The organism is Kineococcus glutinatus (assembly GCF_039542765.1).
Taxonomy (GTDB): domain Bacteria; phylum Actinomycetota; class Actinomycetes; order Actinomycetales; family Kineococcaceae; genus Kineococcus_A; species Kineococcus_A glutinatus.
In genome coordinates this window covers 1-3,277 of record NZ_BAABIL010000679.1, presented here as the reverse complement: position 1 = coordinate 3,277, position 3,277 = coordinate 1, and the positions used below count along the sequence as shown (strand labels likewise).

The window sequence follows — 3,277 nt, the reverse complement described above, 5'->3', positions numbered from 1 at the left end:
TCGCCCCAGCGCCGCGCCCGGCTGGCGAGGTAGGCCTCCAGCACCGCCGTCAGCGCGGGCACGGCCACGGCCACGGGCACGCGCACGGCACCGCCGCGGGCCGGCACTCCGGGCGCCTGGCCGTCGTGCTCGCCATCAGCCTCGTCGTGCTGGTCGCGGAGGTCGTCGGCGCCGCCCTGTCCGGCTCGCTGGCCCTGCTGGCCGACGCCGGGCACGTCCTCACCGACGCCGGCGGGCTGGCGCTGGCCCTGGTGGCCGTGCGGCTGGCGCAGCGGCCGGCGACCGCGCGCCGCACGTGGGGCCTGGCCCGCGCCGAGGTCCTCGCCGCGGCCGCCAACGCCGTCGTGCTCGGCGCCGTAGGCGTCCTCGTCGTCGTGGAGGCCGCCCGGCGCCTGGCCCACCCCGCGCCCGTGGAGACCGGGCCGCTGCTCGTCTTCGGCGCCGTCGGTCTCGTCGGCAACGTCGTGGGCGTCCTGCTGCTCGTGCGGGCCTCCCGGGACAGCCTCACGGTGCGCGGTGCGTTCCTGGAGGTCCTGGTCGACGCGGCGGCCAGCGCCGGCGTCCTGGTCTCGGCGGTGCTGGTGCGGCTCACCGGCTGGCACCGGCTCGACGCCGTCGTCGCCGCGGGCATCGCGGTGCTCATCGCGCCGCGGGCGTGGCGGCTGCTGCGCGAGGCGGTGGACGTGCTGCTGGAGTCGGTGCCCCGCGGCGTCGACCTCGACGAGGTGCGCGCCCACGTCCTGCGGGTGCCGCACGTGGTGGACGTGCACGACCTGCACGCCTCGACGGTGACGTCGGGGCTGCCGGTGCTCTCGGCGCACGTCACCGTGGAGGCGGGCTGCTTCCTCGACGGGCACGCCCCGCAGCTGCTGGACCAGGTGCAGCGCTGCATCGCCGAGCACTTCGACGTGGCGCACTCCACGATCCAGCTCGAACCGGCCGGGCACGGCGACCACGAGCGGCTGCTGCACGCCTGAACCGCCCCGGCACCCCGTCCCGGCACCTCGTCCCAGCACCTCGTCCCGCGCCCGCCGGGCGGCCCGCAGCGCGCCCGCCGCGGCAGGGCGTTCTGCGTCGCGGGGCCCGGGCGCTTAGGGTCTGTCCTCGCCGGTCCCGCCGCGGACGGCACGCCGCCCGCGAGGAGCTAGAGGAGCCCCCCATGAGCACCGCGACCCCCCGGCCCGGCAGCATCCCGGGCGCAGAGCGAACCATCGGACAGCTCGTCGCCGACGCCAGCCAGGACCTCTCGGACCTGGTGCGCCACGAGATCGCCCTGGCCAAGTCGGAGATCACCGCCGACGTGAAGAACGGAGCCCTCGCCGGGGGCCTGTTCGGCGCGGCCGGCTTCTTCGGCGCCGTGGCCTTCCTGCTGCTGTGCTTCACCGCCGCCTACGGGCTCGCGGCGGCCGGGCTGCCCACCTGGGTGGGCTTCCTCGTCGTCGCCGTCCTGCTGCTGGTGGTGGCCGGGGGGCTCGCCCTCGTCGGCCGGGGCCGCATCTCCCGGGTGCGCCCGCCGGAGCGCACCCTGCGCACCACCCGCGACACCGTCGCCGCCATCAAGGCCAGCGCGACCGGCAAGGGGCACGAGCCGCAGGCCCCGCAGCAGCGGCAGCTGGACAGCGCGCACTCCTGACCGCACCGCACGTGCGGCCCGAGGAGGCAGCGGACGTCTCCGCGGTCCTCGTCCACGGCCCGTGGCAGCACCGGTACGTCGCCGCGCACGGCGCCCGGTTCCACGTCGTCGAGGCCGGCGAGGGCCCCCTCGTCGTGCTCCTGCACTCCTTCCCCCAGTTCTGGTGGTCGTGGCGCTGGCAGCTGTGCGACCTCGCCGACGCCGGCTACCGCGCCGTCGCCGTGGACCTGCGCGGGGTCGGGGCCTCCGACAAGCCCCCGCGGGGCTACGACACCCCGACCTCCGCGGCCGACGTGGCCGGGCTGGTGCGGGCGCTGGGGGAGGAGGCGGCGTTCGTCGTCGGGCACGGCCTGGGCGGGCGCACCGCGTGGGCGGTGGCCGCCACGCACCCCACCCGGGTGCGGGGGATCGCGGTGCTGGGCGCCGCCCACCCGCTGCTGTGGCGCTCGGCGGTGCTGGACCGCTGGCGCGGCTCCGGTGGCTCCCGCGGCCTGACGGGCCTGGGCAGCTGGCACCTGCCGGTGCTGCCGGAGCGGCTGCTGCTGTCGGGGACGACGGTGGAGCGGGTGCTGCGCGCCTGGTCCGGTCCCGGCTGGCCCGACCCGGACACCGTGGAGCGCTACCGCACGGCGATGCGGCTGCCGGCCGCGGCGCGCGCGGCCTGCGAGTACCACCGCTGGATCGCCCGCTCCCACGTGAGCGAGGACGGGCGGCGTTTCGCGGCGGCCATGCGGGCACCCGTCGACGTGCCGGTGCTGCAGCTGCGCGGCGAGTTCGACCCCACGGTGGCGCGCTCCACCCTGGAGGCGGCCGCGGGGTTCGTCGCGGGACCGCACCGCGCGACGGAGATCGCCGGGGTGGGCCACTTCCTGCCTGAGGAGGCCGCCGAGCGGGTCAGCGCGGCCCTGCTGTCCTGGCTGGCCCGCTGGTGAACCTCAGGCGGCGGTGCAGGCCCCGGTGGGCACCGCCGCCGTCGCGGTGTCCAGCCCGGCCAGCGCCTCGGCCAGCTCCTGCGACGTGAGCGCGTACCCGGTGTCGGCGTGCTCCACGGAGCGGGCGAAGACGAGGCCGGCGACCTCCCCGTCCTCGGTGAGCAGCGGGCCCCCGGAGTTGCCCGGCTCCACGGTGGCGTAGACGGCGTACACCTGCCGCACGACGTCGGCGGTGTCGTAGACGTCGCGGCCGCCGGCCTCCACGACCTCCCGCACCCGGGCGGTGGCCAGCGTGTAGGGGCCGTCGAGGGGGAAGCCGGCCACGAGCGCCGGGTCGCCGCGCTCCAGGTTCCCCACCACGGGCAGCGCGGGGGCGTCCAGCCCCGGCACCTCGACCACCGCGACGTCGCGGGCCGGGTCGTAGAGCACCACCCGGCCCGGGTGGCGGGTCCCGGTGCCCTGCGGCTGCACGAGGGGCTGCACCACCCCGGCGACGACGTGCGCGTTGGTCACCACGAGCGCGGCGTCCCCGCGCAGCCGCAGCACGAACCCGCTGCCCTCCAGGGCCCGGTCGCAGGCGGCCGCGACGCCGGTGACCTTCACGACGCCCGGTTGCGCCCGCCGCAGCCCCGCCGTCTGCGGCACCTGCGCGGCCGGCGGGTCCACGGGGCGCACCGTCTCGTCGCGCAGCGCGGTGAAGACGCGGGGGAAG

4 protein-coding genes are annotated in these 3,277 nt (G+C 77.8%); 3 read left to right on the top strand and 1 reads right to left on the bottom strand.

Annotation, left to right across the window (positions count from 1 at the left end; all coding sequences use genetic code 11):
- Positions 1-125: 125 nt before the first annotated feature.
- The 3 genes from ABEB16_RS20035 (at position 126) to ABEB16_RS20025 (ending at position 2,565) form a co-directional block, all read left to right on the top strand.
- Positions 126-977: a cation diffusion facilitator family transporter gene (locus ABEB16_RS20035; RefSeq protein ID WP_345713959.1), complete on the top strand. Its 852-nt coding sequence runs from the start codon at positions 126-128 to the stop codon at positions 975-977.
- Positions 978-1,159: 182 nt separating this feature from the next.
- Positions 1,160-1,633, top strand: coding sequence for a phage holin family protein (locus ABEB16_RS20030; RefSeq protein ID WP_345713958.1), 474 nt, complete (start codon positions 1,160-1,162; stop codon positions 1,631-1,633).
- A gap of 11 nt (positions 1,634-1,644) precedes the next feature.
- The gene (locus ABEB16_RS20025; protein ID WP_345713957.1) at positions 1,645-2,565 is read left to right on the top strand and encodes an alpha/beta fold hydrolase; all 921 of its coding nucleotides are present in this window, start codon (positions 1,645-1,647) and stop codon (positions 2,563-2,565) included.
- A gap of 3 nt (positions 2,566-2,568) precedes the next feature.
- Here ABEB16_RS20025 and ABEB16_RS20020 read toward each other — a convergent pair.
- Positions 2,569-3,277, bottom strand: a 709-nt coding sequence (locus tag ABEB16_RS20020; RefSeq protein ID WP_345713956.1) for a MarP family serine protease, incomplete at its 5' end; no start/stop codon positions are given.

Bases quoted from the DNA above. Each gene is read 5' to 3' on its own strand.
- ABEB16_RS20030 (WP_345713958.1), top strand. From the start codon at position 1,160: ATGAGCACCGCGACCCCCCGGCCCGGCAGCATCCCGGGCGCAGAGCGA.